Origin of the sequence: Paraburkholderia sp. CNPSo 3274 (genome assembly GCF_024206475.1) — a bacterium.
Taxonomy (GTDB): Bacteria; Pseudomonadota; Gammaproteobacteria; order Burkholderiales; family Burkholderiaceae; genus Paraburkholderia.
In genome coordinates this window covers 46,822-71,357 of record NZ_JAMBPR010000019.1, presented here as the reverse complement: position 1 = coordinate 71,357, position 24,536 = coordinate 46,822, and the positions used below count along the sequence as shown (strand labels likewise).

Genomic DNA, 24,536 nt, shown 5'->3' with positions numbered 1-24,536 from the left:
AGATAGTCTATCTCGCTCCGTAGGTTCTTGCGTGCCGGTGTGTAGGGCTCCGCACGCACGTCGCACTGCCGCAACACCTATGCCAGGCGCGTGACAGTTTTGCGGCATTTTGCGCCAGCCCCGTGGCACGGGACATGCTGCCGATATAATGATTCGCTATTTCGTTGGATACCGAGAAATATGAAGAAGCTTGCCGTGCCCCTTGCCCTTTCGCTCACGCTCGGCGCGTGCGCGTGGTTTCAGAGCAACCCGGACGCTGGTCAGCCGGTCATCGATTCCACAACCAACCGGTCGGTCCAGGACGTGATCTCGTGCCTGACCGTGGAAGCCTCGCGTCACGGCGCCAGCTTTACCACCTCGCCGCTGCCGCAAGGCCAGATGCTCGAGTTCGGCGACTCGAACGTCATCAAGGTTCGCACCGACAATGGCGCGACGACCTACCGCTATTACGCCGGCAAACGCCACGTCTCGAACCTGTGGATCGAGGGTGCGAGCAAAACCTGCGCGCCTTGAGCCTTTGACGGGCCGTTTTTGCCCGGCAGCAGCCGCGCGGCGCTTCGCACCCTCTATTACGGACTTTTACATAAATGCGCGCCGTGTAGCGCGATGACACATTTTCGCCGGGCGTTTTAAGAATCGCTTAAGTCTTCGTCCGCATCATCGCTTCACCCAGAAGAAACGAACGCTGCAGGAGGTCCCGTGAAACAGCAAGATCCGCAAATCCAGGCGACAAGTCAGGTCGACAGCGAGGCAACGCCCGGCGCGAAGCCCGCTCGCCGCACCTTGTTGCGCCGGTTGCTGAGCCACCACGAGCTTGCGACCCTCCTGTTGCTGCTGCATGCGCCGATCGACGCGCACGCCAAACCGGAGATTCCGATGCTCAAGGAAGCCGGCCTCGTCGAGCAGGTGCAGGACGACGCCGGTGCCCCGAGCATCCGCCTCACGACGGAAGGCAACGCCGTGCTGCAAGGACTCGGCCTCGCGCGCTGAGGTTGCCGCGCGCAACGCATCAAACAATGAAGACGGCGGCACGCATGGCGTGCCGCCGTCTTTTTTTATCGAACTACAGAATCGGAGCGCTTCGCCTCAAGCCGACTCGAGCTCCGCGCCTTCGGCGGCGAGCGCCTCACCCCGCTTGATCGTTTTCCCACAGCGGCGCGTCAGCGTTCTGACGCTCGCGTATCTGGCGCGCCTCAGGCAGCTTCCAGGCTTCCTGTAGAATCGCGCTCTGGCCTGAAGTCGTCGCACGTCCGCCCACCCTCGCAGACCTGTTGCGGTGCCCCACCCTTGCACCCGCTTATCCGACGACCGCCGCCCCCGCGCCACGCGCGCACCAGGCAAATTCGGCCATCACGGACGTCCAGACGCGTTCCGCACGCGCTACATACAACGTCGTACATAACAACATCCTGGTTTTTCGGAAATGCAAGCAACAGAAATTGGCGTGCGCACGCCTGTCGCTGCGCGCGCGCTCACCCGCAGCGACTACAAGACGCTCGGGCTCGCCGCACTCGGCGGCGCCCTCGAGTTCTACGACTTCATCATCTTCGTGTTCTTCGCGCCGGCTATCGGCCAGTTGTTCTTCCCCGCAACGATTCCCGACTGGCTCCGCCAGCTGCAGACTTTCGGTATCTTCGCGGCGGGCTACCTCGCGCGGCCGCTCGGCGGCATCGTCATGGCGCACTTCGGCGACCTGCTCGGCCGCAAGCGCATGTTCACGCTCTCCGTGCTGCTGATGGCGCTGCCCACGCTCGCCATGGGCTGCCTGCCCACCTACGCGACGATCGGCGTGCTCGCACCCGTGCTCCTGCTCGCGCTGCGCGTGCTGCAAGGCGCAGCCGTGGGCGGCGAGGTGCCGGGCGCGTGGGTGTTCGTTTCCGAGCACGTGCCGCGCCGCCATACCGGCTATGCATGCGGCACGCTCACGGCGGGCCTCACGTTCGGCATCCTGCTCGGCTCGCTGATTGCCGCGGCCGTCAATCATCACTACGCCCCGAGCGACATCGCCGCGTATGCCTGGCGCATTCCGTTCCTGATTGGCGGGCTGTTCGGCATGTTCTCGGTGTATCTGCGCCAGTGGCTGCACGAAACGCCCGTGTTCGCGGAGATGAAGGCGCGTAAGTCGCTCGCCGACGAAATTCCGCTCAAGGCCGTGCTGCGCGACCACGGCCGCGCCGTGATCGTCTCGATGCTGCTCACGTGGATGCTTTCGGCCGCCATCGTCGTCGTGATCCTCATGACGCCGCCGCTACTGCAGAAGCAATTCCATCTCGACGCCACCACGTCGCTCCTCGCGAACTGCGTGGCGACGCTCTTCCTCACGGTGGGCTGCGTGAGCGCGGGCGCGCTCGCGGACCGCTTCGGCGCGCGCCGCGTTCTGGCCATCGGCGGTATTGCCCTCGCGATCGCGTACCACGCGCTGTTCCGGCAGATCGCCGTGGACACCTCGATGCTCATGCCGCTTTATGCACTCTGCGGGCTGCTGGTCGGCACGATCGGCGCGGTGCCCTATGTGATGGTGAACGCGTTCCCGCCCGTGGTGCGCTTCTCGGGCATCTCGTTCTCGTACAACGTGGCGTACGCCGTGTTCGGCGGCCTCACGCCGATCGTCGTCGCGCTGCTGATGAAGTCCGCGCCGCTCGCGCCCACCTGGTATGTGGCCGCGATTTGCGTACTCGGTGCGATCACGACGCTGTTCTTCAAGGACGCGCATCGGGAGCAGTAAGTGCGCGGCAGTGCGCACTGAATGCACACTGGACGGTCGCCACTGGTCCGGCACCATTTTGCCGGCGGCTTCGACGATTCACCTCGCGCTGAAACGTCGAAGCCGGCGAGCGTCCTACCATGGGCGCATGAATACCTCACACCCCACCCCCGTCCGTTTCACGCCTGCGCTCACGCGTATCGTCGCGACCGTCAGCGTTGGCTTCGTCGTCACGCAGCTCGACGTCACCATCGTCAATATCGCGCTCGCGCGCATCGCAACCGATCTCCATGCGAGCGTCGCGGGCCTGCAATGGATCGTCGACGCCTATACGCTCGCCTTCGCCGTGCTGATGCTCTCGGGCGGCGTGCTCGGCGACCGCTACGGGGCGCGACGCCTCTACGCCGCCGGGCTCGTGGTGTTCGCCTTCGCCTCGCTGGCCTGCGGGCTCGCGGCCAATCCGTTCATGCTGATTGCCTCCCGTGCGCTGCAGGGTGCGGGCGCCGCCGCCATGTTGCCCAATTCGCTCGCGCTGCTCAACGAAGCGTGCCGCCACGACCGGGCGCTCAGGGCGCGCGCAGTGGGTTTCTGGACCGCCGCCGGCGCCGTCTCGATCGCCGCCGGCCCGGTGGCGGGCGGTCTGCTGATCGCGGCGTTCGGCTGGCGCAGCATTTTCCTCGTGAACCTGCCGCTGTGCGCGGCGGGCTTCTGGGCCGCGCTCGCCTGGATTCCCGCGCCGCGCCGCCATGCACACGATGCCAACGCCGCCGGCGCGCCCGCCGTGCGTAGCCTCGACGTGCGCGGCCAACTGCTCGCCATCGTGGCGCTCACGGCCTCTACGGGCGCCGTGATCGAATGGCGGCCGCTCGGCTTCATGCACTGGGCCGTGGCGGGCGGCTTTGCGCTCGCGATCGTCGCGGGTTCCGCGTTCGTCTCGCTCGAAGCGCGCGCACGCGACCCCATGGTGCCGCTTGCCATGCTGCGCAACCGCACGTTCAGCGCGGCGGTGCTGTTCGGTATCTGCGTGAATCTTACGTATTACGGCACTGTGTTCGTGCTCGCGCTCTATCTGCAGCATGCGCGGGGCGAGACGCCATTGCAGGCGGGCCTCGCGTTCATCCCGCTCACCGGCGGCTTCCTGCTCTCGAACATCGTGAGCGGCCATGTGGTGGCGCATTACGGCACGCGCCGGCCGATGATCGTCGGCGCGCTGATCGCGGGTGCGGGCTACGCTCTGCTGATCAGCGTGGATGCCTCGACGCCGCTCGCCTTCGTGCTGCTAGCCTTCCTGCTGATTCCCTCTGGCATGGGTCTGGCCGTGCCGGCGATGACCACGGCCGTGCTCTCCTCGGTCGAGCCGGCGCGCGCAGGGACGGCCTCGGCGCTGCTCAATACGGCGCGTCAGGCGGGCGGTGCGGTAGGGGTGGCGGCGTTCGGCGCGCTCGCGGGCGGGGCAGGCGCGGCGCAGGTGGTGGCCGGCCTGCGTGCCGAAACCACGGTCTCGACGGCGCTCCTGCTCACGGCGGCCGGGCTGGCCTGGTTCGTGAGAACCGAGCCGGCGCATGTGGGCGTGCGCCGCGTCGAGCCGGCACGGATGAACGAATCGGAATCGCGCTGACGCAATAGCGAGCCGGCCTGACGAACTACAGCGACGCCTCCTGGATCGCGCCGGAGTCGATTGCGCGGGCGATCAAGCCATCGTGTTGCGCCTTGCGGATGGCGTGAGCGATCAGCTGGTCGGGCTCCTCGAGGTCTGCCTTGAGCGCGCCGATGAGCCCGGTAGCGTCGAGGATCACCAGCGTCTTCGCGGAATCCGCGTAGCTGATGAACACGCGCCGCGTGCCGTCTTCCGCAAGACTCGCGCAGAACTGCTCGGTCTTGCCTGCCACGTTGAAGTCGAAGTTCTGTATCAAGGCCTGCTCCCTCTACACCCGGTTGCCCGGTGGTTGTGATTCAACACTCGCGCCTCGCCACGCGAAGGCGTCAGCCTCGCAGGCCGCCGCCGCGCGGTGCGCGCATGCCATCAATGGAAGCACGTCCCGCGCCCGTCACGGTCAGCAGCAGGAAGCCGCCCGCGATCGCTACGTTCTTCCAGAAGTGAATGACCGCGTCCTGTTGCGCGGTGGCCTGGGTCATGTTCCAGAAGTCGTGGCCGAGTATCGCCGTGACGATAGCGTACACGGCCAGCAGGAACGCAACCGCGCGCATGCGCACGCCCAGCACGAGCGCAATGCCGCCGAGCAGTTCGATAGCCGTCGCCACGATCGCGCCATACGAGGCATACGGCACACCCTTCGAATGGAGGTAGCCGACGAACCCCGCGTATCCCAGCAGCTTCAAGGCACCGCCCCAGAGAAACAGAATGGCGAGCGCGATGCGGGCGATGAAGATGATGAAGGAATCGGCGGGACGGGTCATGGAGGGCTCCGGTATGCAATATCGGAATGACCGCGAGGCGCACGCTCAGTTCCCTCGACGTGAAGTGGGAATGGCAGACGAGGCGGTACGCACAAGAGCGCGCCATGCGCCGGAGCGAGACGAATTAATTCAGGAATTGATTCGGAATGCTATGAAATCTGCCTCGCGAACCATGTCGCGATCCGTTCGCGATGCACTCGAACCATCGCGCAAACCACCGCGGCGCTGGCACGCTCAATGCTTGTGACGCATGCCGTGCGGCCGATGCGCGTCGAGCCAGCGAGTCAGGCGCGCCTCGAGCGTGCCTCTGCTGCGGCGCGACACGGCCCACATGGCCGCACACACCAGCAACATGACGCCTGGCCCGATCAGATAAGCAGCAACGGTTTCCCTCATGGCAGTCTCCTCTGCGCGACGCCACAGTCCGTGAGACTTTTCATTCTAGGCGATAGCGCGGCACAGGGTAAACGTCGTACACGAATGCAGCAGGGACATAAACCCGAGGTTTTCATATATCCGTTGTCGGCCGCGCTCCACTGTTTCTTTACCTCAGACGTAATCGCCTTCCTCACGCGTTTCGCTAGAATCGGCAGCATGAACACGATTGCTTCCATCCTCCCTGCCGCGCCGTCCGGCACCGGGCGCCGCAGCGTCGGCGAGATGCTGCGCGACTGGCGCATGCGCCGGCGCATGAGCCAGTTGCTGCTCGCAACCGAAGCCGAGATTTCGACGCGCCATCTGAGCTTCGTCGAATCGGGCCGCGCGCTGCCGAGCCGCGAGATGGTCATGCATCTGGCCGAGCAGCTCGATGTGCCGCTGCGCGAGCGCAACGCGCTGCTCGTGGCGGCGGGCTATGCGCCGCTCTATCGCGAGCGGGCGCTCGACGATCCGCAGCTCGCCGCCGCGCGTGAGGCTGTCGATCTCGTACTGCGCGGTCACGAGCCTTATCCCGCCGTGGCCGTGGACCGCCACTGGAATATCGTCGCCACGAACGGCGCGCTCGCGCCGCTCATCGGCGACGCTTCGCCTGCGTTGCTCGCCGCGCCCATCAATGCGCTGCGGCTTTCGCTGCATCCCGAGGGCATGGCGCCGCGGATCGTCAACTGGCACGCGTGGCGCGCGCATCTGCTCACGCGCCTGCAACGTCAGATCGACGCGAGCGCCGACCCCGTGCTCGCCGCGCTGCACGAGGAACTCGCGGCGTATCCCACGCCACCGGGCATAGCGAACGCGAGCGCCGAGCCGATCGCCCATCACCATCACATTGCCGTGCCGCTGCGCGTGCGCACCGTGCTTGGCGAACTGGCGTTCTACAGCACGACCACCGTCTTCGGCACACCGGTCGACATCACGCTTTCCGAACTGGCAATCGAAGCGTTCTTTCCCGCCGATCCGCAAACCGCTCAGGCATTGCGCGACCACGCGCGTTGATGCGCGGAAGCCGACCGCGCCGAGTGCGCCGGAAAATATGTCGGGCTCGTGAAACGAGCGGGAATAATCATTCTAGATTCATGCGCACGCAACGATTGTGATATTCAGCGTGCAGCAAAGTATTACGGCGGCGTAAATCTCAATCAATTACAAAAAATCGCGCTTCTTTTTGCACCTGATTTACGAGTCGTTCCTGACTCGACAATGCAATCCAGAAAAAGCCGCGCCGCCTCGCACGGGCCGGTGCTGAGCCGCCGCATCGGCGTGCGGCGCGTGGCGACACCCGCCGGCGAGCGACTCGTGGCCACCGTCTACGATCTCTTCGTGGCGAACTACGGGCTCGACCAGGGCCTGGGCGGCAAGGACCTCGCGCACAGCTACGACGACGACGTGCCCTACACGCCCGCGTGGCAGGAAGCGATTACGGGCGTGAAGCGCGCGGACGTCATCAACGTCGCGCGTCAGTTCGCGGAGAACGCCGACAAGACCGAAGGCCGTTCGATGGTGATCATCGGCGCCGGCATCAATCACTGGTTCCACATGGACATGGCGTATCGCGCCATCATCAACATGCTCGTGATGTGCGGCTGCGTCGGCAAGTCCGGTGGCGGCTGGTCGCATTACGTGGGCCAGGAAAAGTTGCGCCCGCAAACAGGCTGGACTGCACTCGCGTTCGCACTCGACTGGAGCCGCCCGCCGCGCCAGATGAACGCCACGCCGCTCTTCTACGCGCACACCGACCAGTGGCGTTACGACCCGATGAACCCCACGGACCTGCTTTCGCCGCTCGCGAACAAGGCCGACTACCACGGCGCGCCGATCGACTACAACGTGCGCGCCGAGCGCATGGGCTGGCTACCTTCGGCTCCGCAACTCATGAGCAATCCGCTGGAGCTTGGCCGCTCGCTCGAAGACCCCGTCATGACCACGCTGCTCGTGGTCTGCGCCGTGCCCGTGTATCTCGTCAGTTACGCGAGCGAGCTGTGGCAATTCCTGCTCATCGGCCTCTTTCTCGGCTGCGTGGGCGCCTCGTTCGCGGTGGGTACGCCGTATGTCGCGCGCTTTTTCCCGCCCAGCCAACGCGGCTTCGCCATGGGCTTTTTCGGCGCCGGCAAGTCGAGCGGCTCGCTGCTCGACTCGTTCAAGGTGCTGGCGGACCCGCGCGTGTGGCGGCTGTGCCAGTACTACTCGATCACCTTCGGCGGCTTCACGGCGCTCTCGCTGTGGATTCCGCAATACCTGAAGGCCGAGTACGGCATGTCGCTCGTCATGGCTTCGGCCTTCGCCGCCGGCTTTTCGCTGCCGGGCTCGATCCTGCGTGCCGTGGGGGGCGTGTTCGCCGACAAGCTCGGCGCCCACAAGGTCACGTGGTGGGGCCTGTGGGTGGCGTGGATCTGTCTCTTCATACTCTCGTACCCGCCCACGGACTTCGTGATCCACACGATCGACGGCCAGGCGGCGCTGCATATCAGCATGCCGGTGTTCGGCTTCGTTGCGGTGGCCTTCGTGCTGGGCGCAGTGTTCGCGTTCGGCATGGCCTCGACATTCAAGTATGTGGCCGACGACTTTCCCACCAACATGGGCATCGTGACCGGCATTGTCGGGCTAACGGGCGGCCTGGGCGGCTTTCTGCTGCCGATCCTGTTCGGCATCTTGCTCGACTGGCTCAAGATCCGTTCGAGCTGCTTTATGCTGCTCTACGGTGTCGTGTGGGTCTCGCTGATCCTGCTCTACATCTCCGAAGTCAAGCGCACACCGATTCTTGGCCAACTGAACGCCTGAGCGCCACAGTGGTTACCTGTGCATCTCGGGCGTCGTGGCGGCTCAGGCCGCCGCTTTCGCGGGCTCCGGATCCGGCGCGGTGACAACCAGCACGCTGCACGACACGCGGTCGAGCAGCAGGCGATCGTCGCGCCCATCCCACCAGCGCTTGAACGGCCCGCGCCGGTGGTGGCCCACCACGATGAGGTCGGGCAGGAGTTCCGCGAAGTAACTCGCAATCACGTCGATCGGCCGGCCCACCACGAAGTGCCCCGTTGCCGCGAGCCCTTTGTCTTGCAGGCACGCCACCCCCTCACGCAGAATCTCGCGCGCCGCCTCTTCCGCGGCTTCGAACGGCACGGCGGACGCGATATCCGTCCCCCATTGCAGCGGCGCCTGGTCGAGCACGGCCAGCAAATGCGTTTGCGCGTGGCATTCGCGCGCAAGGTCGGCGCCCTCACGCAAAGCCCGGCGGCCTTCGCGCGTTGCGTCGTAACACAGCAGAATCCTGTTGAACGAGGCCATGATTCCTCCCCCGATGATTCCCGGCGCCGGACGGGCAAATGCGCCGTACCCAAAATGCCGCTTTCATTATCCCACTTATATCATGACATGATATAAGTGGGATATCGGCCCTCGCCGTATACGGTATAGGAGGCGCGATGGTTGTTGACAACGACTTTGAAATCGCCTGGCTACTCGCAGCGCTCATCGAAGCGGCGTCCTTGCTGAACTGAATCGGGGCAAAAAAATCCGGCCCGACCTGGATTGCGCCTCGCCAGCGGATCGCAAACGTTTCACAAGCGCGATCTCTGCGCAATATCCAGCCTGCATATTTTCCAAAAACCAACGGCGTCTGCCGCCATCCGCACTCGTAACATCTCAGTTACACATTGCCCTGTTACAGGTCGCCTGGATCGAAACACCTGTTACAACTTAATCGTCATAGGTATTAATCCGCAGGCCCGCATTTTTTACCTGTCAACCCAACTCCTTTCTAAACGTTTATTCCACCGGGCGGTGTTTTCCGTCGCTCGGCGATTCGTCGGGCATGCATCGACGATCTGGCGGAAACCCCGATAAACCAAGGTCCTACGGCCTGTTTGCCCGACCCGATCAGAGTCGCGGCGACTTGCCGCAACCCAGGTATCAAATTGCAGCAAAACTTACCGAAAATAATTTACAACAGTACGATTATTTTTGATCCGAGGGATTGATTTCTAAGATAAGCCCTCATACAATTCCCTCCAAGGTTGTTACGAGATGTAACAACCTGTATCAAAGAGTCAGATCGAGCCAAAGAGCGAAGATCGACCACAAGAGCAGAAAAGATACAACGGCGAAAAAGCCGGGGGGTTAAATTCGGGGCTTCGGAAACTAGAGAAATGGACCGTAGCAGCGAGACGCTGGAATCTATCCGCGAAATTAATTTGTCGTATCTGATGCTCGCACAGCGCATGCTGCGCGAGGACAAGCCGGTCGGCATGTTCCGACTGGGACTGTCGTCGGAATTGGCCGATCTGCTTGGCGCTCTGTCGCTCGCGCAGATCGTCAGGTTGGCCTCTTCCGACCAACTTCTCTGTTTTTTCCGCTTCGACGATCATGCGATGTTGTCCGCGCTTACGCAGACTTCCAGGCATGCCGACGTGGCGGCTACCCATGCGGCCATCCTGCTTGCGGGACAGCCGGCTGGTCAATTCGCCTGAGGGTGACGTCCATGACTACGCGGCGCAGCCTCACCGAAGACGCTCAGGAAGTATTCCGGGCGATCGCACTGATCGAGCTGGGCGCGCGCATGCAGGTGCTCGAAAGCGAACTCACGCTCTCGCGCGACCGCATGATCCGCCTGTATCGCGAGATCCGTGGCGTATCGCCACCCAAAGGTATGCTGCCGTTCTCGGCGGACTGGTACATGACGTGGCTGGCCAACATCCACGCCTCGCTGTTCTATAACACGTACCTGTTCCTCAAGAACGAAGCGCGTTGTTCGCATCTCGACGCGCTCACCAAGGGGTTCCGGCTGTATCTGGAACACTGCCGCCACAGCGGGGTCGAGCCGGCGCTCGACCTGACGCGTGCGTGGACCCTGGTGCGATTTTTCGATGCCGATATTCTGCAGATGACGCCTTGCTGCCGTTGTGGCGGTAAATTCGTCGCGCATCGCCACGACCTTCAGCACAACGTCGTGTGCGGCGCATGCCAGCCTCCTTCGCGAGCCGGCAAGACGAAAAAGGCGGCTGCAGCGCGACGGGGCGCCGAGCAGACCGAGAGCGACCTTCCGGCAGTGGTAACGTCGGATGGCATTGCCGAGGCTGCGTAAGCGTAGGAGAGCAGATCCGGACTAACCGGACGAGAGACCAAGACGCGAAACCGTCCGGTGCCTGAACGCACCGGACGGCGAAGCGCTTTCCACTTGCCGCCTTCGTGGCGCGCGCCTGTTACATCTTTCCCGCTTCTAGTTTCCGCTGAACGTCTGCCAGACGAGCCACAGGTTCGCCGCCGAAATCACGACGAACAGGAACCACGCTAACAAGCGCGTGGGGAGCCGGTTGACGAACTCGCCCATCAGCGCACGGTCGTTCGTCATGCGGATGAGCGGCCAGAGCGCGAACGGCAGTTGCAGACTCAGAACCACCTGGCTCGCCACCAGCAGCTTGCCCACCGCGCCGTTGCCGAGCAGCGCGACGCCCGCGAAGGCGGGGATCAGCGCGAGCACGCGCGTAATGAGCCGCCGCTGGTAGCACGGAATCTTCATCTGCAGGAAGCCTTCCATGATGACCTGGCCCGCCACGGTGCCCGTGAACGTCGAGCTTTGCCCGGAAGCAAGCAGCGTGATCGCGAACAGCACTGCCGCCGCGCCCGTGCCGACGACCGGCGCGAGCAGTTTGTACGCTTGTTCGATATCGGTGACCTGGGTGTGCCCGTTGGCGTGAAAAGCCGCCGCGGCCAGAATCAGGATGGCCGCGTTGATGAGCAGCGCGATCAGGAGCGAGACGATCGTGTCGAGGCGCGAAAGGCCGATGGCCTGCGCGAGGCTTGCATGGTCGCGCTTGACGGCGCGCGTCTGCACGATCGACGAATGCAGGTAGAGGTTGTGCGGCATGACGGTCGCGCCGAGAATGCCGATCGCCAGATACAGCGGCTCCACCGAGGAAATCGCGTGCCACGACGGCACCGCGCCCGCGAATACCGAGGGCCAGTGCGGCTTCACGAGCGCGAGCTGGATCACATAGCCCAAGCCTATTGTGGCGATGAGCCCGGCCATGATCGCCTCGAGCGAGCGGAAATTCTTGCCCTTCAAACCCAGCACAATGAGCGTGTCGAAAGCAGTGAGCACTACGCCCACCATCAGCGAGCAGCCCAGCAGCAGGTGGAACGCGAGCGCGCCGCCCAGTACCTCCGCAAGATCGCAGGCGATGATCGAAACCTCGGCGAGCACCCACTGGCCGAGCGCCACGGGCCTTGAATAGCGCTCGCGCGAAAGCTCCGCGAGATCGCGTTGCGTGACGATACCAAGGCGCATGGAAAGGCATTGCAGCGCGATCGCCGCGAGGCTCGAGAGCACGACCACGAACAACAGGCTGTAACCGTAGCGCGAGCCCGCCTCGATGTCGGTGGCCCAGTTGCCCGGGTCCATGTAGCCGATCGACACCAGCAGGCCGGGACCCGCGAATTGCCAGAACTTCTTCCAGAACGGCGCGCGCGGCGAAACCTCGATGCTGCCCTGCACTTCGGACGGGCAAAACGGCGCCGTTGCCGTGGTCGGTAGTCGGAAGTCCAACGGTTCGATCCTCAAGGGTTGACGCGTCGCGGCACGTGACGCGATCGGGCCCTCAAGTGTACAGCGTCGGCTGCGGCACTTCTCTCAAGAGCGTATAGCGGCCCACGTCGCGAAGCCGGTAGTCGAGCGGATCGTGCAGCGTATGCACGCGCGCATTGCGCCAGAAACGGTCGAGAGCGAGCGCCGCGCCCGTCGCGCGCGCGCCGCACGCCTCGAAGAGCTGCTCGCCGCCCTGGAGCGCGGCGCGATGCGCGACGATCTTCGCCTCCGAAATCGCGAGCGAGACTTCGGCGCGCGTGGCCGTGCTCAAAGCCTCGCCTTCGTCCCACGCGGCGTCGAAGAGCGCGCCCGCACGATCCGCCAACACCGCCGCCGCGAGCGACTGCACGCGCATTTCGCCAAAGCGCTGCTGCAGGAACGGGTCGTCGGCCACGTGCTGCACACCCGAATTGACCCACGGCCGGGCGTTCGCGAGCACGTAGGCGCGCGCTTCTTCGAGCGCGCCTTCGGCGAGGCCCACGAAGAGATTCGTCAGCACGCCTTGCGAGACCAGCGTGCGCAGCGTGGCGCGCGGCGAGTCGGGGCGCTCCATCACCTCGGCGGCGCGCACCTCCACATTCTCGAACGATACCGTACCGCTATCGGTCTGACGCTGGCCGATCGGGTCCCAGTCGTCGTGTACCGTGATCCCGGCACGCGTGGTAGGCACGACCGCGAACACTGGGCTACCCGTGGCGGGATCGTGCGCGCTCACGGTCATCATCTGCGAACCGTAGGTGCCCGAACAGAATCCCTTCTTGCCATGCAGACGCCAGCCGCCTTCCCTGTCCGGCTGTGCGACGAGCCGCGTGTCGATGGGGTTCACGGCATTGCCCCACCACCAGCGATGCTCGACGGTCCCTTGCAGCCAGTTCGCGCGCTGCGCCGCGCTGCCCCACAATTCGACGCTCGCCACCTGCAGGCACTGGAAGCCGAGCAGATGCGCAAGCGCGCTGTCGACGCGCGCGAGCGCGCGGATCGTCGCGTAGATGCCGCTCCAGCGCACGCCGTCCTGGCCGAACTGCCCGCCGAATTCGCGCGGCACGGCGAGCGTGAGCAGCCCGGCGTCGGCAATGCGCTGCTTTTCGGCGGCAGCGTGACCGCCTGCGAGATCGCGTTGCGCGGCGTTCGCGCGCAGCGCTTCGAGCAGCGCGGCGAAACGCGCGTCCTGTTCCTGCCCGCGTGGGCGCTGTGCTTCGTTCATACCCATATTTCCCGAATGTGATGCCCTGAAAGCGAAGCGCGCAGCAAGCGGGCTGCGCGCGTCATGTCGAGCGGCTTACGCCTCTCAGATTCGCCGCAAAAGACGCCGCACCAGCACGTCGCCCGTGAATTGCACCGTCGCGACGATCGCGATCAGCAGCACGATCACGGTGACCATGACCGTCGTGTCGAAACGCTGATAGCCGTAGCGTATCGCGAGATCGCCGAGACCACCCGCGCCGACGGCGCCCGCCATCGCCGAAGAGCCGATCATCGCCACCACGGTGATCGTGAAGCCGCCGAGCATGCCGGGCAGCGCCTCGGGCAGCAGCACATGCCACACGATATGGCGGCGCTGCGCGCCCATGGCCTGGGCCGCCTCGATCAAGCCGCGATCGACTTCGCGCAAGCTGACTTCGGCGACGCGCGCGAAGAACGGAATGGCCGCGATGGAAAGCGGCACCACGGCAGCCCACACGCCGATCGTCGTGCCCACAAGGAAGCGCGTGAGCGGCAGCAACGCGACCAGCAGGATGATGAAGGGCGTGGAGCGGAACGCATTGACGAGCGCGCCTAGTGTGGTGTTGAGCGCCGGCCGTTCCAGAATGCCGCCGCGCGCGGTCGTGACGAGCAGCAGCGCGATGGGAATACCAATCAGCAGTGCGAATACCGCCGATACGCCGACCATCAGCAAAGTGTCGCGTATGCCTTCGAGGAGTTCGGTGATCCACACGTCAGACATAGCCCAGCACCTCCACGCGGCTCGCATACCCACGCGCCCGCTCGGCCAGCGACGCGGCCTCGGCGGCGTTTAGCACCGGCGCGGAAACGACTAGCCGCCCTTGTGCGCGCCCTTGAATCCGCTCGATACCGCCATGCACGAACCGCACGCCCTGCGCGCCGAACGCCTGCGCGAGCGTCGCGAGTTCGGGCTCTTGCGCCGCTTCGCCGGTGAAGCGCACGTCGAACAGCGCGTGCGCGCCCCCTTGCGGCGAAGCGTGAATACGCGCCGCCAGGTCGTCGGGCAACTCGTGGCCTGGCGTGTGCAAGAGCGCGCGCGTCGCTTCGTGCTGGGGATCGCCGAACACGCGCCACACGGGCCCCTGCTCCACCACCTCGCCGCGCTCGATCACCGCGACCGTGTCGCAAACGTCGCGTATCACCTCCATCTCGTGGGTGATGAGCACGATGGTGACGCCGAGCCGCTGGTTGATATCACGCAGCAGCGCGAGAATCGCGCGCGTGGTTTCCGGGTCGAGCGCCGAAGTCGCCTCGTCGCACAGCAGGATGTCGGGCTCGTGCACGAGCGCGCGTGCAATACCCACGCGCTGCTTCTGGCCGCCGGAAAGGCGCGCTGGCCAGGCGTCGCGTCGTTCGCTCAAACCGACGAGATCGAGCAGCACGTTCACGCGCGCCTCGATATCGGCCTTCGGCACACCCGCGATTTTCAGCGGCAGTGCGATATTGTCGTGCACCGTTTTCGCGGATAGCAGGTTGAAGTGCTGAAACACCATGCCGATGCGCCGCCGCAGCGCCACCAGCGCGCGCTCGTCGAGTGCACCCACGTCCACGCCGTTCACGCGCACGCCGCCGCTCGTGGGCTTTTCGAGCCCGTTCACGAGCCGCAGCAGCGTGGACTTGCCCGCGCCGCTGCGCCCGATGATGCCGAACACTTCGCCGCGCGCCACCCGCAAGTCAACGCCCGCGAGCGCCGCCTGCGCGCCTGGCGCGTAAGTCTTGCCGACGTTTTCGAACACCACCGCAGGCTGCGATGCATCGGCATCGCGTGCCGCCTCACCCGCCGCCGGCCCCGCCTCGATAAAGCGCGCCGCCCCGAACCATTTCATCATCGCTGCTCCTCGTGCGTGAATTGCGCGCGCTTTACCAGGCGACCGCGTAGAGGTTGCCGAAGGCCTTGTCGAGTTCCTTGCGCACGGCCGGCGAATGCTGGTAGATGTCGATGAACTTGCGAATGCGCGGATCGTTCACGCTCTCGGGCCGCACGACGAACTGGATCGCAAACGCCTTGTTCTCCACGCCGTCAAAGAGCAGCGCGCTATTTGGATCGGTAGTGCCCGCGAGCTTGATGAAGCTCGGGTAGCCTTGCGCGAGATCGACGTCGTCGAGCGACCGCGCGAGTTGCGAGGCTTCGAGCTGCACGATCTTGAGGTGTTTGGGATTGGCAACAATGTCGAGCGTCGTGGCGCGATAGTCCACGCCCGGCTTGAGCTTGATGAGGCCCGCGCGCTGCAGCAGCAAGAGGCCACGGCCGCCGTTCACGGGATCGTTCGCGATGGCGACCGTCGCGCCATCCTTCAGGTCTTCGAACCGTTTCACTTTCTTCGAATACAGTCCGATCTTCATGATCGTACCCGGCGCGATGGCGACGAACTTGTAGCCGCCCTGCTGTTCGGCGTTTTCCAGAAACGGCGTGTGCTGGAAGTAGTTGACGTCGATGTCCTTGTTCGCGAGCGCGGCGTTGGGCGTGTTCCAGTCGGTAAATTCGATGATCTTCACGTCCACGCCCTGCGCCTTCGCCTCGCGCGCCGCCTCCTGGAGCGCGGGCGTTTGCGGCGTGGTGGCAATGCCGATCTTGAGCGTGGAGGTGTCAGCGTGCGCGTTGAGCGCCGCCGCCGCAAGCGACAGGGCGATTGCCGTCAGCAGACCGAAGCGCTGGAAAAAGGAAGGGCGCCCCACGGCGCGCACGGCACGGATCATCGCGTTCCTCGAATGGAAGTTGGACTTCGCTCAGTGAGGAGCGACGCGATGAGGGCCCATCGCGTTGGCTCCAGATGGGTCCAGACGATGATAGGGGCGCGGCGGGGCCGGGTCTACGAAGCGATTGCGCAAAGGAAATCGCCGCCTGCGATATGCACAGGCGGCGAGCGTTTCGGCTTTTTACGCGGGGTTTAACGCGCCGCGAGCGGTGCCGGCGGTGGCGGCGTACCGTCGCCGGGCTTCGCGTCGCCCCAGCCGCCGCCGAGCGCGCGGATCAGGTTGACGGTCGCCACGGCCTGCGAGCCCTGCAGATGGCTGGCCTGCAATTGCGACACGAGCACCGTCCGTTCGCTGTCGATCACGTTCAGATAGCTGACCTCGCCTTCCTCGTACTGCGTGCGCGAAAGGTGCGCCGACTGCTGCGAAGCGCTTACCGCGTCGTTCTGCTCGCGGATCTGATCGTCGAGCAGGCGCAGGTCGGAGAGATTGTCCTCGACGTCGCGGAAGGCCACGAGCACCTGCTGGCGATATTGCGCAACATCTTCTTCATACTTCGCGCGCGACTGTGCGAGATTCGCCCGGCGCCGGCCGCCGTCGAAAAGCGGCAGCGTGAGCGCCGTACCCGCGAGCGGCCCAAGCAGAAACGCGCGGCTCGACCACATGAACAGGTCGCCGAGCGTGGCCGACTCGAAGCCCGCCGCACCCGTGATGTTGAGCTGCGGGAAGAACGCCGACTTCGCGAGCCCCACGCGTGCGTTCGCGGCTGCCATGGCGCGCTCGGCGGCGGCCACGTCGGGGCGGCGCTCCAGCAGCGTGGAAGGCAGCCCCGGCGGCACTTGCGCCAGCACCGGCGCGAGCGGCGTTTCGGGGAATGTGAAGTCCGCGGGCGCCTTGCCGAGCAGGATCGCGAGGCTGTGCTCCGAGGCCGCGCGCTGACGCGCGACGCCCACCGCGTCGGCGCGTGCGCTCGCGAGCTCGTTGCGCGCCTGTGCCACGTCCAGCGCGCTGATGTCGCCTTCCTTGAAACGGCGCTCGACGAGCTTGAGCGCGTCTTCTCGCAGCGCCACCGTGCGGCGGTACAGATCGACGTCGGAGTCGAACTGGCGCAGCTGGAAGTAGTTCTGCGCGACGTCGGCCTGCAAGGCGAGCTGCACCGAGAGGAACAAGGCTTCGCTTTGCTGGGCGTCCGCCTGCGCGGCATGCACGTTCGAACTCACGCGGCCGAACAGATCCACCTCGTAGCTCGCCGTGGCCTGCGCACGCCACAGGGTTTGCGCGGGCACATTGGCGTTCTGCGGCAGATACAGCGAAGCCGGCGAGGCGCGCTCATAGGTCGGGCCGAAGCCCGCATCGATCGACGGGAACCACGAGGCGCGCGCGGCCTGCGTCACGGCGCGCGCCTGCTGCACGCGCGCGGCGGCCGCCTTGAGGTCCTGGTTCGCTTCGAGCGCCTGCTGCTCGAGCTTGTCTAGCGTCGGGTCGCCGAACACCGTCCACCATTCGCCGCGATGGGTGTCGTCGGCGGGCTGCGCGGGCGTCCACGTGCCCACGTCGTGCGGATTCGTGCTCTGCGTTTGCTGCGGCGCTTCCTTGTAGGCGGCGGGCACGGCGGCGTCGGGCACCTTGTAGGTCGGCTCGACCGAGCATGCCGCGAGCCAGGCAAAGAGCGCGACGCTCGCCGCGATTCGTGTGATACGCGCGAAGTGCCCGCCTCCCGGCGTGGCATCTCCGCTATAGCGCAAGCTGGATTCGTTAGTCATGTTGATCATTTTCCCTTGTCGCCTTACGCGTCGACCATCGACTGCGGCTTGCGCGCATTGTCCTTCTGCGCGACGTGAATCTTGCCGCCCGCGAGCGTGCGCAGTACCACATAGAACACCGGCGTGAGCAACAGGCCGAATGCGGTCACGCCGAGCATGCCGAAAAACACGGCCACGCCCATTGCATGACGCATTTCCGAACCCGCGCCGCTGGAGAGCACGAGCGGCACCACGCCCATGATGAACGCGATGGACGTCATCAGGATCGGGCGCAGACGCATGCGGCTCGCCTCGATGGCAGCGGAAAGCGGCGTGTGTCCGTCATGCTCCAGCTCGCGCGCAAACTCGACGATCAGGATTGCGTTCTTCGAAGCCAGCCCCACCAGTACCATCAAGCCGATCTGCGTGAAGATGTTGTTGTCGCCCTGGGTGAGCCACACGCCCGTTAGCGCACACAGCACGCTCATCGGCACGATCAGGATCACCGCGAGCGGCAGCGTCAAGCTCTCGTAAAGCGCCGCCAGCACGAGGAACACCAGCAGCACACTGATCGGGAAAACCCAGACGCCCGCATTGCCCGCCAGCACCTGCTGGTACGTGAGGTCGGTCCATTCGAACTTCACGCCGCGCGGCAGCACTTCAGCCGCGATGCGTTCCGCCGCCGCCTGCGCCTGGCCCGACGAATACCCGGGCGCCGGGCCACCGTTGATGTCGGCAGCGGTGTAGCCGTTGTAGCGCACCACCATCTCGGGGCCATACGTGGGCGTGACCGTGACGAGCGACGAGAGCGGCACCATTTCGCCCGCGGCGTTGCGCGTCTTCAGTTGCAGGATGTCGTCGCCCCTCTGGCGGAACGGCGCATCGGCCTGCACGCGCACCTGATACACGCGTCCGAAGCGGTTGAAGTCGTTCACGTAGAGCGAACCCAGATAGATCTGCATGGTGTCGAACACGTCCGTGACCGGCACGCCAAGCTGCTTCGCCTTCGTGCGGTCGAGATCGACGTTCAGTTGCGGCACGTTGATCTGATAGTTCGTGAACGTCGGGCCCAGTTCCGGCGTTTGCGCCGCGCGCTTGACGAAGTCCTGCGTCGCGCGGTTGAGCGCCTCATAGCCGAGCGCGCCATGATCCTCCAGCTGCATCTTGAAGCCGCCCAATGTACCGAGGCCGAGCACCGGCGGCGGCGGGAACACGGCGATGAACGAATCCTTGATACTGGCGTACTGCTGGTTCAGCGCACCCGCAATCGCACCTGCCGAAAGCGCCTTGCCCTTGCGCTCCTTGAACGGCTTGAGCGTGACGAACACAATGCCCGCGCTCGAACTGTTGGTGAAACCGTTCACCGAAAGGCCCGGGAACGCCACGGCACTTTCCACGCCGGGCTGTTTGAGCGCAATGGCGCTCATGTCGCGAATCACGTTCTCGGTGCGGTCGAGCGCAGCGCCATTGGGCAGTTGCGCGAACGCGATCAGATACTCCTTGTCCTGCGCGGGCACGAAGCCGCCCGGCACCACACGCGCCATCAGCACCGTTGCGGCGATCAGCACCACGTAGACCGCAAGCATCGCGCCCTTGTGGCGCAGCACGCCGTTTACGCCGCGCCCATAGCTTTCCGAGCCGCGATGGAACACCCGGTTGAAGCGGCGAAAAAAGCCACCGAGCACGAGGTTCATCCCACGCGTGAGCCAGTCTTCCTTCTCGCCGTGACCGCGCAGCAGCAGCGCCGAAAGCGCAGGCGAAAGCGTGAGCGAGTTGAACGCCGAGATCACCGTGGAAATAGCGATGGTCATCGCGAACTGCTTGTAGAACTGGCCGGTGAGACCGCTCATGAACGCGAGCGGCACGAACACGGCCACGAGCGTGAGCGCAATGGCGATGATCGGCCCGCTCACTTCCTGCATGGCCTTATACGTCGCATCGCGCGCGGATAACCCGCTGGCGATATTGCGCTCCACGTTTTCCACCACCACGATCGCATCGTCCACCACAATGCCGATCGCGAGCACCATACCGAACAGCGATAGCGCGTTGATCGAGAACCCGAACGCAAGCAAGAGCGAGAACGTCCCGACGATCGACACCGGCACCGCGATCAACGGAATGATCGAGGCGCGCCACGTTTGCAGGAACACGATCACCACGATCACCACGAGTGCGATCGCTTCGAGCAGCGTATGCACCACGGCTTCGATACTGGAGCGCACGAACTGCGTGGGGTCGTAGACGATGCGATAATCCACGCCCGCCGGCATGTCCTGCTTGAGTTCCTTCATTGCCGCGCGCACCTGGTCCGAAATCGCGAGCGAGTTCGCGCCCGGCGCCTGGTTGATGGCGAGCGCAACGGCCGGCTTGTTGTCGAGCAGCGAACGCAGACCGTATTCGGAGGCCGCCAGCTCGATACGCGCGATATCGCGCAGGTACGTCACGCCGCCATCGGGATTCGTCTTGACGATGATGTTGCCGAACTCGCTTTCCGTGCGCAGACGGCCCTGGGCATTCACGTTGAGCTGGAACGGCGTGCCAGGCACGCTAGGCGACGCGCCGATCACGCCCGCCGCCACCTGCACGTTCTGCTCGCGAATCGCGTTGACCACGTCGTTCGCGGTGAGATTGCGCTGTGCCACCTTCTGCGGGTCGAGCCAGATGCGCATGGCATAGTCGCCCGAGCCCCACAGCTGCACCTCGCCCACGCCCTGGATGTTCGAGAGGCGGTCCTTCACGTTGAGCAGCGCGTAGTTGCGCAGGTAGGTCATGTCGTACCGGTTGTCCGGCGAGATCAGGTGCACCACCATCGTGAGCGTGGGCGAGCTCTTGATGGTCGTGATGCCGAGGCGCTGCACGTCTTCCGGCAAGCGCGGCAGCGCCTGGTTCACGCGGTTCTGCACGAGCTGCGTGGCCTTGTCCGGGTCGGTGCCGAGGCGAAACGTGACCGTGAGCGTGAGATTGCCGTCGCTATTGGCTTGCGACTGCATGTACAGCATGTTCTCGACGCCGTTGATCTGCTCCTCGAGCGGCGCAGCGACGGCTTCGGCGATCACCTTCGGGTTCGCACCCGGATACTGCGCGTGGACCACCACCGAAGGCGGCACGACCTCGGGGTACTCGGAGATCGGCAACTGGAACAGCGCGATCACGCCGGCCAGCAGGATCAGCACGGACAGCACGCCCGCGAAGATCGGCCGGTCGATGAAGAATTTCGATATGTTCATGGGTTGCTCTTTTTCATGACGCTCAAGTTGACGCGAATCTTGCTGCTATCTTACTGCTTAGGCATCCTGACTGATGCACAGGCGTAGGCTGCGATTGCCTACGGCCGCCGCTCGTCAGGACGTCTTCGCTGTCTTGGCGCCGGGGTTCGCTGCGGTGTTGGACGAATCGGCGTCGGGGTCGCCGTTCATCGGCACGATGTGCGAGCGCACGGCTTCACCGGGACGCACGCGCTGTGTGCCGTTCACCACCACGTGGTCGCCTGCCTTCAGGCCGCCCAGAATCACGCGCAGGTTGCCCTGCTGCCCGCCCGTTTGCACGGTGCGGTACGCGATCTTGCCGCTGTTATCCACGACGTACACAAACTTCTTGTCCTGGTCGGTGCCGATGGCGGCGTCGTCCACGAGCAGCGCCGGGTGCGGGGCGCTCCCGCCCACCTTGATGCGCGCGTACAGCCCCGGCACCAGCGCGCCGTCGGCGTTGTCGAAGCGCGCGCGCACACGGATCGTGCCCGACGTGGTGTCGAGGCGGTTATCCACCGACTCGATCGTGCCCGTGCGCGAATAGCCCGATTCGTTCGCAAGACCCAGTTGCACCGGCACCTTCGAACCATCCTTCATGCGGCTGATGTAGTCGAGATAGGTCTGCTCGTCGGCGTCGAATTCGGCGTAGATGGGCGAAACGGAAACGAGCGTCGTGAGCGGTGCGGCGCTCGCCCCAGCCGATACGACGTTGCCCACCGTGATCTCGGCGCGCGACACGCGCCCGGCAACCGGCGCGACGATGCGCGTGTAGCCCAGATTGATCTGCGCAGCTTCGAGCGCGGCCTGCGCGGCCTTGAGATTCGCGTTCGCTTCGCGCGAGGCGTTTTGCTTCTCGTCGTAATCGCGCTTTGCGATGGCGTTGTCGCCAATGAGGCGCTGCGCGCGCTCCCAGTCGCTTTGCGCGTAGCCCGTGCGAGCCTGTGCGGCGGCGAGCTGCGCGGCGGCTTGATCGACGGCCGCCTGGTACGGGCGCGGGTCGATCACGAACAGCGTTTCGCCCTGCTTCACGAGCGCGCCGTCACGGAAGTTCACGGACACGATCGTGCCGGAAACCTGCGGACGTATCTCCACTTTCTCGACGGCGGCCATGCGGCCCGAATAGCTCTGCCAGTCGGTGATGGTGCGATTGAGCACGGCTGCGACATCGACCTCGGGTGCGGGCGGCGCTTCAGCGGCAACGGCAGGGTGCGAGTCGAGGCGGATGGCGCCGAGGGTGCCGAGGCCCGCTACCACGAGCGCGCCAATGACCGCTAGCGCGATACGGGTTCGGGATTGCGAAAAAAGTGACATGTCGGACTCCAGAAATAATGGTTGATTGTTCTTCACTGGTTCGGCAGCACCGCCGCAAGGATGCTTCGCTTATGACGCGCCCGCGTCGAAGCAACATTGGAAAAACCGTACGGCTTCGCTGAGCGCGGCCGGATGCGCCGCGAGGTTCGCGTGCGAGACGCTCGGGTAGCGCACCACCTGGGTGCGCACGCCCGCGTCGATCAGGCGGCTCGCGTACTTTTCCGCTTCGATGTGCAGCACGTCGTTCTGTGCGGTCACGATGAGCGTGGGCGGCAAGCCCCCAAGACGCAGCGATTCGAGCGGCGCGGCGTACGGATGCATGCGCTGCGTCGCATCGGGCAGATACGCGCGATAACACGCCGCGCATTCGCTTGCGGTGATATCCGAGCCAAGGCGCGCCTCGTCGCCAAGACGCGTGAGGCTCGGGTCGAGCATCGGCGCAAACAACGCCTGCGCCGCGAGCTTCACGTCGCCCCGATCGCGTCCCATGAAGGCGAGCACGTTGGCGATCTGGCCGCCCGCGTCGTGGCCCGCCGCAATCACGCGCTTCGGATTGCCGCCGAAGGCGCGGGCCCGCGTAAGCGCCCACAGTGCCGCGCGATGCGCATCTTCGGGCGCGGCGGGAAATGGGTGCTTTGGCGCGAGCGAATACCCCACGCTCACCACGAGCGCTGGTAAGCGTTCTGCGAGAAAACGACCGATAGCATCCGCTTCATCGATCGACCCGCGCACAAAGCCGCCGCCGTGGAAATACAGCAACACCGGTAGACCATTCGCGGCTTCCGGTCGGTACAGGCGCAGCGGAATCTGCTGAGCGTAGCCTTCGATTACCGCGTCGGTCGTGAGCAGCGCGCGCGCCTTGCCGGGCTTGGCGGGCGCGGTAACAGGCAAGGCCGCAGGCACTTCGGCGAGCGGCGCTTCCTCCGCGGAGGACCAAGACGTTGAGCGTTTAAAGACATCCATGTCAAATCGGCGCAATGCGCGAGAGTAGATTCGAATGGAGCGAATTGTGGGTTCGGCAGACTTGCAAATAAATGCCTATAATCCGGCAACACAATTCGGCGCATCTGAACAATCTGTCTCCTCTTTCTGCGCGGGCGTTTCTTTCGAACGCCGCGCGCCGTGCGACCGAAGCTTTTTGGAGAGTGGCAATGGACCGCCTTCAGGCCATGCAGGTGTTCACCCGCGTCGTCGATACCAACAGCTTCACCCGCGCTGCCGAAACGCTCGACATGCCGCGCGCATCGGTCACGACGATCATTCAGAATCTCGAAGCGTTTCTCGGCGTGCGCCTCATGCACCGCACCACGCGCCGTCTGTCGCTCACGCCGGATGGCGCCGCGTACTACGAGCGCTGCGTGCGCATTCTCGCGGACGTCGAGGAAACGGAAACCACATTCCAGGATCGCAACCGCAAGCCGCACGGCAAGCTGCGCATCGATATGCCCGGCTCGATCGGGCGGCTCATCGTGATTCCATCGCTGTGCGAGTTCCACGGGCGCTATCCGGACATCGACCTGCAACTCGGACTATCCGATCGCCCCGTGGACTTGCTGCAGGAAGGCGTGGATTGCGTGGTGCGCGTGGGTGCGCTGCAGGATTCGTCGCTGGTCGCGCGGCGCATTGGCATTTTCGAAGGCGTATCGTGCGCGGCGCCGTCGTACCTGGAGCACCACGGCACGCCGCAAACGCTCGAAGAACTGGCCGAGCATCGCGCCGTGAATTACTTCTCGTCGCGCACGGGGCGCGTGATGGACTGGGCGTTTCTCGTCGACGGCAAGGAAGTGGAAATCAAGCTCAAGAGCATGGTCTCGGTGAACGACGCGGACGCTTATGTGACCTGCGGCATCGAAGGCTTCGGCCTGATTCAGGGGCCACGCTACATGGTGCTGCCGCACCTGAAGTCGGGCGCGCTCGTCGAAGTGCTGCCCGACTACAAGCCGCTGCCCATGCCGATTTCCGCCGTCTATCCGCACAGCCGCCATCTGTCACCGAAAGTGCGCGTGTTCGTGGACTGGATCGCCGAAGTGTTCGACCGCTGCCCGCTCCTGAGCGGCCGCGCCTCGCTCGACAAGGCCTGCACGATGCGCACGCTCGAAGAGCGTGAAAACGCGCCGGCGCTCGAAACGCCCGTTATTTCGGAATGGGCCGCATAGGCTGGGCCGCATAGGCTGGGCGGC

21 protein-coding genes and 2 pseudogenes are annotated in these 24,536 nt (G+C 64.9%); 10 read left to right on the top strand and 13 right to left on the bottom strand.

All coding sequences use genetic code 11. From position 1 onward, the window contains the following. The first annotated feature begins 180 nt into the window (after window positions 1–180). The 4 genes from M3I54_RS15375 (at window position 181) to M3I54_RS15360 (ending at window position 4,322) form a co-directional block, all read left to right on the top strand. Window positions 181–513, top strand: a complete 333-nt coding sequence (locus M3I54_RS15375; RefSeq protein WP_254337221.1) for a hypothetical protein — start codon at window positions 181–183, stop codon at window positions 511–513. A gap of 207 nt (window positions 514–720) precedes the next feature. After that, window positions 721–990 (top strand): hypothetical protein, encoded by a 270-nt coding sequence (locus M3I54_RS15370; protein ID WP_254337331.1) that lies wholly within the window; start codon window positions 721–723, stop codon window positions 988–990. A 433-nt stretch (window positions 991–1,423) separates the two neighbouring features. Next, window positions 1,424–2,725 (top strand): MFS transporter, encoded by a 1,302-nt coding sequence (locus M3I54_RS15365; protein ID WP_254337219.1) that lies wholly within the window; start codon window positions 1,424–1,426, stop codon window positions 2,723–2,725. Between the two features lie 127 nt (window positions 2,726–2,852). After that, entirely contained in the window at window positions 2,853–4,322 is a 1,470-nt protein-coding gene (locus M3I54_RS15360; protein WP_254337217.1) for an MFS transporter, read from the top strand. A gap of 25 nt (window positions 4,323–4,347) precedes the next feature. On the opposite strand, the gene M3I54_RS15355 is transcribed toward M3I54_RS15360, so the two are convergent. The 3 genes from M3I54_RS15355 to M3I54_RS15345 all read right to left on the bottom strand — a co-directional run bounded on the left by M3I54_RS15355 (window position 4,348) and on the right by M3I54_RS15345 (window position 5,518). After that, the gene (locus M3I54_RS15355; RefSeq protein WP_254337215.1) at window positions 4,348–4,617 is read right to left on the bottom strand and encodes a hypothetical protein; all 270 of its coding nucleotides are present in this window, start codon (window positions 4,615–4,617) and stop codon (window positions 4,348–4,350) included. Between the two features lie 70 nt (window positions 4,618–4,687). Continuing rightward, window positions 4,688–5,122, bottom strand: coding sequence for a DoxX family protein (locus M3I54_RS15350; protein ID WP_254337213.1), 435 nt, complete (start codon window positions 5,120–5,122; stop codon window positions 4,688–4,690). A gap of 234 nt (window positions 5,123–5,356) precedes the next feature. Next, window positions 5,357–5,518: a hypothetical protein gene (locus tag M3I54_RS15345; protein ID WP_254337211.1), complete on the bottom strand. Its 162-nt coding sequence runs from the start codon at window positions 5,516–5,518 to the stop codon at window positions 5,357–5,359. A 198-nt stretch (window positions 5,519–5,716) separates the two neighbouring features. On the opposite strand from M3I54_RS15345, the gene M3I54_RS15340 reads away from it, so the two are divergent. The 3 genes and pseudogenes from M3I54_RS15340 to M3I54_RS15330 form a co-directional block, all read left to right on the top strand. After that, window positions 5,717–6,553 carry a helix-turn-helix domain-containing protein gene (locus M3I54_RS15340; RefSeq protein ID WP_254337209.1) on the top strand — a complete coding sequence of 279 codons (837 nt, stop codon included), beginning with the start codon at window positions 5,717–5,719 and terminating at the stop codon, window positions 6,551–6,553. Window positions 6,554–6,787: 234 nt separating this feature from the next. Further along, window positions 6,788–7,471, top strand: a pseudogene (locus M3I54_RS15335) (molybdopterin-dependent oxidoreductase); the annotation flags it as partial. Continuing rightward, window positions 7,472–8,335 (top strand): annotated as a pseudogene (locus M3I54_RS15330) (nitrate/nitrite transporter); the annotation flags it as partial. It lies immediately after the preceding pseudogene. A 42-nt stretch (window positions 8,336–8,377) separates the two neighbouring features. Here M3I54_RS15330 and M3I54_RS15325 read toward each other — a convergent pair. After that, window positions 8,378–8,839 (bottom strand): universal stress protein, encoded by a 462-nt coding sequence (locus M3I54_RS15325; protein ID WP_254337207.1) that lies wholly within the window; start codon window positions 8,837–8,839, stop codon window positions 8,378–8,380. Between the two features lie 860 nt (window positions 8,840–9,699). On the opposite strand from M3I54_RS15325, the gene flhD reads away from it, so the two are divergent. Both flhD and flhC read left to right on the top strand, forming a co-directional pair. Then, window positions 9,700–10,020, top strand: a complete 321-nt coding sequence (flhD, locus tag M3I54_RS15320; protein ID WP_042266670.1) for a flagellar transcriptional regulator FlhD — start codon at window positions 9,700–9,702, stop codon at window positions 10,018–10,020. A gap of 11 nt (window positions 10,021–10,031) precedes the next feature. After that, the gene (gene flhC, locus M3I54_RS15315) at window positions 10,032–10,634 is read left to right on the top strand and encodes a flagellar transcriptional regulator FlhC (protein ID WP_254337205.1); all 603 of its coding nucleotides are present in this window, start codon (window positions 10,032–10,034) and stop codon (window positions 10,632–10,634) included. A gap of 135 nt (window positions 10,635–10,769) precedes the next feature. Here the strand turns inward: flhC and M3I54_RS15310 are convergent, their stop codons facing one another. The 9 genes from M3I54_RS15310 to M3I54_RS15270 all read right to left on the bottom strand — a co-directional run bounded on the left by M3I54_RS15310 (window position 10,770) and on the right by M3I54_RS15270 (window position 23,319). Next, window positions 10,770–12,095, bottom strand: a complete 1,326-nt coding sequence (locus M3I54_RS15310) for an Nramp family divalent metal transporter (RefSeq protein ID WP_254337203.1) — start codon at window positions 12,093–12,095, stop codon at window positions 10,770–10,772. Between the two features lie 52 nt (window positions 12,096–12,147). After that, window positions 12,148–13,344 carry an acyl-CoA dehydrogenase family protein gene (locus tag M3I54_RS15305; RefSeq protein ID WP_375542149.1) on the bottom strand — a complete coding sequence of 399 codons (1,197 nt, stop codon included), beginning with the start codon at window positions 13,342–13,344 and terminating at the stop codon, window positions 12,148–12,150. Between the two features lie 78 nt (window positions 13,345–13,422). Beyond that, complete coding sequence (locus M3I54_RS15300) at window positions 13,423–14,079, bottom strand: methionine ABC transporter permease (protein WP_254337199.1); 657 nt, start codon at window positions 14,077–14,079, stop codon at window positions 13,423–13,425. Beyond that, on the bottom strand, window positions 14,072–15,187 hold the full coding sequence (locus tag M3I54_RS15295) for a methionine ABC transporter ATP-binding protein (RefSeq protein ID WP_254337197.1): 1,116 nt from the start codon (window positions 15,185–15,187) through the stop codon (window positions 14,072–14,074). The genes M3I54_RS15300 and M3I54_RS15295 overlap by 8 nt, the downstream gene beginning before the upstream one ends. A gap of 31 nt (window positions 15,188–15,218) precedes the next feature. Then, on the bottom strand, window positions 15,219–16,055 hold the full coding sequence (locus M3I54_RS15290) for a MetQ/NlpA family ABC transporter substrate-binding protein (RefSeq protein ID WP_254337194.1): 837 nt from the start codon (window positions 16,053–16,055) through the stop codon (window positions 15,219–15,221). Window positions 16,056–16,246: 191 nt separating this feature from the next. Then, complete coding sequence (locus M3I54_RS15285) at window positions 16,247–17,815, bottom strand: efflux transporter outer membrane subunit (protein ID WP_254337192.1); 1,569 nt, start codon at window positions 17,813–17,815, stop codon at window positions 16,247–16,249. 23 nt (window positions 17,816–17,838) lie between these two features. After that, on the bottom strand, window positions 17,839–21,024 hold the full coding sequence (locus M3I54_RS15280) for an efflux RND transporter permease subunit (protein WP_254337189.1): 3,186 nt from the start codon (window positions 21,022–21,024) through the stop codon (window positions 17,839–17,841). Between the two features lie 114 nt (window positions 21,025–21,138). Continuing rightward, window positions 21,139–22,356 (bottom strand): efflux RND transporter periplasmic adaptor subunit, encoded by a 1,218-nt coding sequence (locus tag M3I54_RS15275; RefSeq protein ID WP_254337187.1) that lies wholly within the window; start codon window positions 22,354–22,356, stop codon window positions 21,139–21,141. A gap of 69 nt (window positions 22,357–22,425) precedes the next feature. Then, window positions 22,426–23,319 carry an alpha/beta hydrolase gene (locus M3I54_RS15270; protein ID WP_254337185.1) on the bottom strand — a complete coding sequence of 298 codons (894 nt, stop codon included), beginning with the start codon at window positions 23,317–23,319 and terminating at the stop codon, window positions 22,426–22,428. 188 nt (window positions 23,320–23,507) lie between these two features. Between M3I54_RS15270 and M3I54_RS15265 the strand changes: the two genes are divergently transcribed. Further along, complete coding sequence (locus M3I54_RS15265; RefSeq protein ID WP_254337183.1) at window positions 23,508–24,512, top strand: LysR family transcriptional regulator; 1,005 nt, start codon at window positions 23,508–23,510, stop codon at window positions 24,510–24,512. Window positions 24,513–24,536: the final 24 nt, after the last annotated feature.

What these genes read in the sequence shown, in the direction of transcription:
- M3I54_RS15350 (WP_254337213.1), bottom strand. Translation starts at nt 5,122, where the DNA reads ATGACCCGTCCCGCCGATTCCTTCATCATCTTCATCGCCCGCATCGCG.
- M3I54_RS15295 (WP_254337197.1), bottom strand. Translation starts at nt 15,187, where the DNA reads ATGATGAAATGGTTCGGGGCGGCGCGCTTTATCGAGGCGGGGCCGGCG.
- M3I54_RS15270 (WP_254337185.1), bottom strand. Translation starts at nt 23,319, where the DNA reads ATGGATGTCTTTAAACGCTCAACGTCTTGGTCCTCCGCGGAGGAAGCG.
- M3I54_RS15360 (WP_254337217.1), top strand. Translation starts at nt 2,853, where the DNA reads ATGAATACCTCACACCCCACCCCCGTCCGTTTCACGCCTGCGCTCACG.
- M3I54_RS15300 (WP_254337199.1), bottom strand. Translation starts at nt 14,079, where the DNA reads ATGTCTGACGTGTGGATCACCGAACTCCTCGAAGGCATACGCGACACT.
- M3I54_RS15265 (WP_254337183.1), top strand. Translation starts at nt 23,508, where the DNA reads ATGGACCGCCTTCAGGCCATGCAGGTGTTCACCCGCGTCGTCGATACC.
- M3I54_RS15275 (WP_254337187.1), bottom strand. Translation starts at nt 22,356, where the DNA reads ATGTCACTTTTTTCGCAATCCCGAACCCGTATCGCGCTAGCGGTCATT.
- M3I54_RS15375 (WP_254337221.1), top strand. Translation starts at nt 181, where the DNA reads ATGAAGAAGCTTGCCGTGCCCCTTGCCCTTTCGCTCACGCTCGGCGCG.
- flhC (WP_254337205.1), top strand. Translation starts at nt 10,032, where the DNA reads ATGACTACGCGGCGCAGCCTCACCGAAGACGCTCAGGAAGTATTCCGG.
- M3I54_RS15285 (WP_254337192.1), bottom strand. Translation starts at nt 17,815, where the DNA reads ATGACTAACGAATCCAGCTTGCGCTATAGCGGAGATGCCACGCCGGGA.
- M3I54_RS15345 (WP_254337211.1), bottom strand. Translation starts at nt 5,518, where the DNA reads ATGAGGGAAACCGTTGCTGCTTATCTGATCGGGCCAGGCGTCATGTTG.
- M3I54_RS15290 (WP_254337194.1), bottom strand. Translation starts at nt 16,055, where the DNA reads ATGATCCGTGCCGTGCGCGCCGTGGGGCGCCCTTCCTTTTTCCAGCGC.
- flhD (WP_042266670.1), top strand. Translation starts at nt 9,700, where the DNA reads ATGGACCGTAGCAGCGAGACGCTGGAATCTATCCGCGAAATTAATTTG.
- M3I54_RS15365 (WP_254337219.1), top strand. Translation starts at nt 1,424, where the DNA reads ATGCAAGCAACAGAAATTGGCGTGCGCACGCCTGTCGCTGCGCGCGCG.
- M3I54_RS15325 (WP_254337207.1), bottom strand. Translation starts at nt 8,839, where the DNA reads ATGGCCTCGTTCAACAGGATTCTGCTGTGTTACGACGCAACGCGCGAA.
- M3I54_RS15280 (WP_254337189.1), bottom strand. Translation starts at nt 21,024, where the DNA reads ATGAACATATCGAAATTCTTCATCGACCGGCCGATCTTCGCGGGCGTG.
- M3I54_RS15340 (WP_254337209.1), top strand. Translation starts at nt 5,717, where the DNA reads ATGAACACGATTGCTTCCATCCTCCCTGCCGCGCCGTCCGGCACCGGG.
- M3I54_RS15305 (WP_375542149.1), bottom strand. Translation starts at nt 13,344, where the DNA reads ATGGGTATGAACGAAGCACAGCGCCCACGCGGGCAGGAACAGGACGCG.